The sequence below is a fragment of the Collinsella sp. AF04-24 genome, from assembly GCF_003465685.1.
In the GTDB taxonomy this organism is placed as follows: domain Bacteria; phylum Actinomycetota; class Coriobacteriia; order Coriobacteriales; family Coriobacteriaceae; genus Collinsella; species Collinsella aerofaciens_AP.
In genome coordinates this window covers 1-6,303 of record NZ_QSBK01000032.1, presented here as the reverse complement: position 1 = coordinate 6,303, position 6,303 = coordinate 1, and the positions used below count along the sequence as shown (strand labels likewise).

The window sequence follows — 6,303 nt, the reverse complement described above, 5'->3', positions numbered from 1 at the left end:
TTGTTGCCGAGGGCGTTGCCGCCGAGGGCGACGACAATACGATCGGGCTTGCCGTAGGGCTTGCTCATGGTTTCTCCCTTCTTGACGTTCTAATTTCCCAGACCTTAGCGAAGAGTCGCATACATCATTGCCTTGATGGTGTGCATGCGGTTCTCAGCCTCCTGGAACACACGGGACTGCGCGCTCTCAAAGACCTCATCAGAAACTTCCATCTCGGTCACGCCAAACTTTTCGGCGATCTCGGCACCGATGGTGGTCTGCGTATCGTGGAAGCTCGGCAGGCAATGCATGAAGATAGCGCCGGGATTCGCCTTGGCCATGACCTCAGGCGTCACGCGATAGGGCGAAAGAAGCTCAATGCGGCTCTTCCACAGTTCCTCGGCCTGGCCCATACCGACCCAAACGTCCGTATAGACAACGTCGGCGTCCTTGACGCCTTCATCGATATCCTCAGTGAGCTGAATCGTGCAGCCATTCTGAGCGGCAATCTCCTGGCAGCGCTCAAGAAGCTCGGGGTCAAAGTGCGTAGCGCCCTCGACGTCGCCCTTGGGCCCGCAAGAACAGAAGTTGATACCAAGCTTGGCGCAGATAACCATAAGGGAGTCGCTTACGTTGCCCTGCTCCTTGCCCAAGTAAGTAAGCTTCATGCCGCGCGTATCGCCAAACTCCTCGCGCATGGTGAGGATGTCTGCCAGAGCCTGGGTGGGATGGTACTCGTTGGTCAGGCCATTCCAGACGGGGACGCCGGCCTTTGCGGCGAGCTCCTCGACTATGGACTGATCGGAACCGCGGTACTCGATGCCATCGTACATGCGGCCGAGCACGCGGGCGGTGTCCTCAATGGACTCCTTCTTGCCCATCTGCGACGAGCCGGGATCGAGGTAGGTCACGCCCATGCCCAGGTCCATGCCGCCGACCTCGAAGGCGCAGCGGGTACGAGTGGAGGTCTTCTCGAACAGCAGGACGATATTCTTACCCTCGAGAAAACGATGAGGGTAACCGGCGCGCTTCATGTCCTTGAAATTCCTTGAAAGATCGAGCATGTACTCGATTTCCTCGGTCGTGAAGTCGAGGAGCGTAAGGACGCTACGGCCAGAAAGATTGAGAGACATAGTCAAAACCCTTTCACTTGTTGAGTCATCTAATGAAGCGGGCGACGCGGACGCAGGCGCAGGCGCGCGCCGCCCAGAGCACAATGGCGTCGATTAAATCTCCTCGCGCCAGAACGGCATAGTCATGCAGCGCGGGCCGCCACGACCACGGGAGAGCTCCTCGGAAGGAGCAACGAGCAGCTCGACGCCCGCTTTATACAGCGCATCGTTGGTAACCACGTTGCGCTCATACACGCAAACCTTACCCGGCGCGACCGCAAGGGTGTTGGAGCCATCGTTCCACTGCTCACGGGAGGCCTCGATCGGGTCGCCGCCGCCGCACTCAATCATGGTGATATGGTCCATGCCCGTCGCAAGCTCAAGAATGTGCTGGAGGGTGCCCTCGAGCTCCTCGATATGCACCTCTCCCTCCGAATCGCCCTTGGTCAGGCGGTAAGCGCGAAGCGTCTGGTAGATGCCGGGATAGACCGTGAACTTATCGCGATCGACCTGCGTGCAGACGGTGTCGAGGTGCATGTAGGCGTAGCCGTGCGGGATCTTGATGGCATAGATGTTCTCGATCTCGGCCTCATCGGAACCCCAGAACATATTCTTGGCGAGCTCATCGATGGCCGCAGTCTGGGTGCGCTCGGAAATACCGATGGCGAGCGTCTTGGCGTTGATGTTGAGGATATCGCCGCCCTCGATATGCCACTCGCTGTTGTGGTCATACCAAATGGGGCTACCGGCGTAATCGGGATGGTTGCGGAGCACCGTTTCGTAGAAGATTACCTCGCGATTGCGCTGATTCCAGTACATGCGGTTCATGGTAGCGCCCTTGCCCACGACAGCCAGGGGGTCACGGGAGAAATACGAGGCGGGCATGGGGAAGAGGACCATATCGTCGCCCTTCAGCTCGTCGCCGTCCAGGCTGGCAAGAGAGCCGCCGACATGCGGGATCTCGAGGTCGCGCACATACAGTCCGCCCATAGCTGTGAGGACAAATTCCTTGTTGTCCTTGATGGAATCGAGCTTCTCGACAACCGCCTGGCGAAGAGCGGCGTTCTTGATACCCGACTCGTTCATGAACTTTCCCATGAACTCCGCACGCGCGCCCTCGACCTTATCGAACGTCTCGGCAACCAGCTCTTCCATATAGACGACCTCGGCGCCAGCGCCGCGAAGAAGGTCGGTAAACTGATCGTGCTCTTTCTGGGCATAGTCCAGATAGAACGCGTCGTGAATCCAAACGCGGTCGAAATCCTCCGCCTTCATGTTTACAAGATCCATACCGGGGCGATGGACGCACACCTTCTTGAGGGCGCCAATCTCGCTATGAACGTTCAGTCCTTTGTTCATCTCTATCCTTCTTTCTCACAACTTGTATGTGGGGTTTTGCATTTACGGCAGGGGGATAAGACCCGAAACCGCAGTGAATGCCATGCAGATAACGCTTACGACCAGGAAGAATTTCCAAGCGACCTTCCACCACTGGCCTAGCGGAATCTTGCAGACGCCAAGACCGGCAACGAGCATCGCGCTTGTTGGCGAAATGAGAGACATGGCCGCGCTGCCCATGGAAAGACCAGTAACTGCGGCCTCGGGGTTTAAGCCCATCAGCTCAACAAGCGGGCCGAAAATGGGAATCGTAAGAGCAGCGATGCCCGAGGAGCTCGGAACGAGGATCGACAGAAGGTTATCCACGACATAGAGAATGCTCGTAAAGATAACTGCCGGAACTCCGGAGAGAGCCGTGGCGAGCGTGTTGAGAATCGTATCGATGATGAGGCCGTCATTGGCGATTACGAGGATTCCGCGGGCGAGGCCAACAACGATGGCAGAGAACGCGAAGTCTGCAATTCCCTTAACGAACTCGCCAGCGATCTCCTTCTCATTCATCCCGGAAACAACACCCGAAAGAAGGGCCATGGCCAAGAAAATCGCAGAGATTTCGTTCATGTACCAGCCCTGGGCCACCAGACCCCAAATGATGGCGGCAAGTCCAAGCACGAAAATAACCATAACGGCTTTCTGCCTACCGGTGAACTCGCTATCGAGGAGATTCTCGTCCGCACCAAACTCTTTGCGCTTCTCGATATCATCGTGGAAAGCTGGGGATGCCTCGGGATTCTTCTTAACCTTGAGGGCATACATCACAACCCATGCGATGGCAACTGCAGTGAGCACGACAAGGGCGATAGTACGCAACCAAAGCTGGGGGTTGCCCTGGATACCGAGGATGCCCTGGGAAATCAGGACGTTGAACGGGTTAACGGTAGATGCGATGTATCCGATACGGGCACCCACAAACACCGTCATGAACGCTGTAATTGAGTCGAAGCCCATGGCCATCATGATCGGCATAAGAATCGCAAAGAACGGAAGCGTCTCCTCTGCCATACCAAAGGTGCTGCCGCCCAAGGCAAAAAGCACCATTAGGATCGGAATGATGAGGACGTCCTTGCTCTTGAACTTCTTCACCACTCGGGCGACGCCGCTCGTGATGGCTCCGGTCGCCGTGATGACCTGGAAGGAACCTCCCACGATCATAATGAATGCAACGACCTCGACCGCTTGCTGGATGCCGATCGCAGGGGCCTCAAGTACTTCGAAGATGCCTTGGCGAAGATCGACCTCGTTGCCGTCCTCGTCCGTATAGACCTTATCGACAGGCTCATAGGTGCCCGAGACCGTTACCTCGCGACCGTTAACCTCCTGGCGTTCAAACGAACCCGAAGGCACGACCCAGGTCAGAACGGCAAATACGGCCATCAAGACGAGAATGATGGTGTACACGTGCGGGACTCGAAGAGTGCGCTTCTTTTCTGTCTCTGCCATCTCTCCTCCTTAATTCAGGGGTTTTTCGTTGCCGGCAAAGCCATTGTGTCATCGCGCAAAACACCCTTCCGTCTCTTCGCCCGTCAACGAAGCGCATCGACCCGTAAACGGATTCCAGATTGATGTAATTCGTCAATTGTCTCTTAAAATAGATGTTTAACATCAATTACTAGCCTTGTTCATGCCATTCTCCTGTGACAAATATGATGTAAATTGAATCAATCTCGTAATGTGCCACTATGGAAGCAATCAATACTCATCGCCAAAGCGAGGTCACATGTCCGCATTGCATGTTCAAAACGAAATAGGAAAGCTAAAAAAGGTGCTTCTGCACTGTCCCGGCCCCGAAACGCGCAACTACCCCGACGGCCAGTTCAATCAAGTCTTTACGCTACGCCCTTCTAGCAATTCATTTGATCTTGAAAAGGCTCTTGGGGAGCATCATGCTTACTCGGCGATGCTCGAGCACGAAGGGGTAGAGATTCTCTATCTTGAAAACCTTCTTACCGAAGCCCTTGATGCGACAGAGCAAGCGCGTCGCTCTTTTATCGATAGCTACATTTCAGAATGCGGCGCGCGGGGCATTGAGCTCGAGTCTGCCATTCGCGAGTATCTTGAGCATATCGAAGGTTCCCGCGACCTGGTCCAGGCAGCCGTCAACGGCGTTCGCTACTCCCAGGTCTTCGACACGAACAAGGAGGTGTTCAGCCTCTCAAAGCTGACGGGAGACGCATACTCACCCGACGACCTTCTCATAGCCCCCCTTAACACCATGTGGTTCACGCGCGATCCAGCAAGCGTCATCGGCGAAGGTGTCACGCTCAACCATATGTACTGGCCAGAGCGCAACCGTGAGGTTATCGCCTATAAAACGATTTTTAACTATCATCCGGATTTCCGCGAGACTCCTCAGTTCTTCAAGCATGAATCGACTTACCACATTGAAGGCGGCGACCTTCACAACCTCAACAGTGAAAATGTAGCCGTTGGCATCTCTCAACGAACCGAGCCAGCAGCTATAGACACCCTAACGAATAACTTGCTCTGGGACGAGAACTCGACTATTGAGTCCGTATGGGCCATTGAGGTTCCCTACGATGATCTCTGCATTCATCTCGACACATACTTTGCTCGTGTTAACTATGAGACATTCCTCATTGACCGGGAGCTCCTGGACCAAGCGCGAGTCTACTGCATTACACGAGGCAGATCGGAAAGGACAACCCGGGCGCGTCATGTCGAAGGCGGACTAAAAGAAGCGCTGGGATTAGCCCTGGGTTTAAGTTCACCGCAATTTATCCCTTGCGGCGGCTCAAATCCCGGAGCGGCAGAGGTCGAAAGAACCAACAATGCCATAAGCACCCTTTGCCTGGAGCCCGGCAAGGTCTGCGTATACGAAGAGAACACCGAGACTAACAAGGCACTGGAGCAGGCCGGTATTGAACTTGTTCCCATCTCTATCTTTGAGCTGACAAACGGCTTTGGCGGCCCCAACTGCCTCTGCCTTCCCCTCGTCCGCGCTTCATAACATGGGAACGGGTCAAAACATAAAGGCGCTTCGCAAGCGCGACCAGCTCACGCAGGAGGAGTTCGCGGCACTTGTCGGCGTCTCCAAAGAAACGGTATGCCGTTGGGAAAAGGACCGCTATGCCATCCGCCGGTCGACACTGCTCAAGATCGTTTCGAAATTCAATCTGCAGTTTGACGACCTCGCATCGGAAACCGCAGGGCTTGCCGCAAAGCTCGACCACGAGGGGCGGAAGGGGGAATCCAAGGAAACTACTACTGACTCCCTTTGTGATGTATTTAAAATTCAGATGAATGGAGGCAGAACGGGACTCAAGCAGACCGGAACAACGGCGCTCCCCTCATCCGTATTCAAAAACCATCGCGGGTGCTTCTTTGTTCAAATGGACACATCTGCCATGTCCAAATGCTATCCGATAGGATCCCTTCTCCTAGTGGACCCCAACCTGAAACCCTGGAACGGATGCTCCGTCCTCGCCTTGGCCGATAATTCCAGAATGGTCATACGGCGATATAGCACCGGCACGAACACCGTGATGCTGTCATCCTACTCATATCGCACGTCGGAACCGGATATTGTGCTGGACAAACGCCGAATCAGGATTCTCGGAGTCATCGTCTGGTTTCAGGCATCCCATGACCTGAGCATCTAACCAAATTTGCTCTTGTTTACCCCCTGCACACATCTCAAACAGCAAAAGCCCCGCAGCCGGAGCGGACTGCGGGGCCCATGAAGAGAGGCTAGTTTGCGGGCGCTTTGCCTGGCGCCCACGAGAGGGGCAACAGAGTAGAGGCTACTCGTGGATGCGGGTACCGGAGAGGCCGGCCATGGTCTCGGCGGCCTTGT

The 6,303-nt window shown here is 55.2% G+C and carries 5 protein-coding genes; 2 read left to right on the top strand and 3 right to left on the bottom strand.

The window, feature by feature from the left end:
- Positions 1-104: 104 nt before the first annotated feature.
- The 3 genes from argF to DWV32_RS09745 all read right to left on the bottom strand — a co-directional run bounded on the left by argF (position 105) and on the right by DWV32_RS09745 (position 3,929).
- Positions 105-1,112: an ornithine carbamoyltransferase gene (gene argF / locus DWV32_RS09755; protein ID WP_117758014.1), complete on the bottom strand. Its 1,008-nt coding sequence runs from the start codon at positions 1,110-1,112 to the stop codon at positions 105-107.
- 93 nt (positions 1,113-1,205) lie between these two features.
- Complete coding sequence (locus DWV32_RS09750) at positions 1,206-2,450, bottom strand: arginine deiminase family protein (RefSeq protein WP_117758013.1); 1,245 nt, start codon at positions 2,448-2,450, stop codon at positions 1,206-1,208.
- A 42-nt stretch (positions 2,451-2,492) separates the two neighbouring features.
- Positions 2,493-3,929 (bottom strand): YfcC family protein, encoded by a 1,437-nt coding sequence (locus DWV32_RS09745; protein WP_187361863.1) that lies wholly within the window; start codon positions 3,927-3,929, stop codon positions 2,493-2,495.
- 277 nt (positions 3,930-4,206) lie between these two features.
- Here DWV32_RS09745 and DWV32_RS09740 point away from each other — a divergent pair, with 277 nt between their 5' ends.
- The gene (locus tag DWV32_RS09740) at positions 4,207-5,457 is read left to right on the top strand and encodes an arginine deiminase family protein (RefSeq protein WP_158566142.1); all 1,251 of its coding nucleotides are present in this window, start codon (positions 4,207-4,209) and stop codon (positions 5,455-5,457) included.
- 1 nt (position 5,458) lies between these two features.
- The gene (locus tag DWV32_RS09735; RefSeq protein WP_117641077.1) at positions 5,459-6,109 is read left to right on the top strand and encodes a LexA family transcriptional regulator; all 651 of its coding nucleotides are present in this window, start codon (positions 5,459-5,461) and stop codon (positions 6,107-6,109) included.
- The last annotated feature ends 194 nt before the right edge of the window (positions 6,110-6,303 follow it).

Bases quoted from the DNA above. Each gene is read 5' to 3' on its own strand.
- argF (WP_117758014.1), bottom strand. From the start codon at position 1,112: ATGTCTCTCAATCTTTCTGGCCGTAGCGTCCTTACGCTCCTCGACTTC.
- DWV32_RS09750 (WP_117758013.1), bottom strand. From the start codon at position 2,450: ATGAACAAAGGACTGAACGTTCATAGCGAGATTGGCGCCCTCAAGAAG.
- DWV32_RS09745 (WP_187361863.1), bottom strand. From the start codon at position 3,929: ATGGCAGAGACAGAAAAGAAGCGCACTCTTCGAGTCCCGCACGTGTAC.
- DWV32_RS09740 (WP_158566142.1), top strand. From the start codon at position 4,207: ATGTCCGCATTGCATGTTCAAAACGAAATAGGAAAGCTAAAAAAGGTG.
- DWV32_RS09735 (WP_117641077.1), top strand. From the start codon at position 5,459: ATGGGAACGGGTCAAAACATAAAGGCGCTTCGCAAGCGCGACCAGCTC.